Source organism: Micromonospora sp. URMC 107 (assembly GCF_051386315.1).
Classification (GTDB): Bacteria; Actinomycetota; Actinomycetes; order Mycobacteriales; family Micromonosporaceae; genus Micromonospora.
The window spans coordinates 1-236 of record NZ_JBPQTK010000349.1; the positions used below are offsets into that span (position 1 = coordinate 1).

The following is a 236-nucleotide window of genomic DNA, read 5'->3' on the forward strand; positions in this document are numbered from 1 at the left end:
TCCTGAGCTCCTGAAGCATTTTTGACCTTGCTACCATGCTTAGAATACTTGCTACCAAAACGGTCCGTAATGAAGTTTGCTGCTTCATTTTGCGCCACAGGACTGATACGAGTCGAATCGGTACGCATATAGGTAATCAAACCTTGCACACCAGAACCAATATTAATCCCTTCATAGAGCTGTTGGGCGACCATCATGGTCTTTCGAGTACGGAAGTTAATTTTATTGGCCGCATC

1 protein-coding gene is annotated in these 236 nt (G+C 44.5%); it reads right to left on the bottom strand.

Annotated features, from left to right (window positions below; genetic code table 11):
• A partial coding sequence (locus ACSNN9_RS28805; RefSeq protein WP_436676437.1) for a DNA topoisomerase occupies window positions 1-236 on the bottom strand: 236 nt, incomplete at both ends.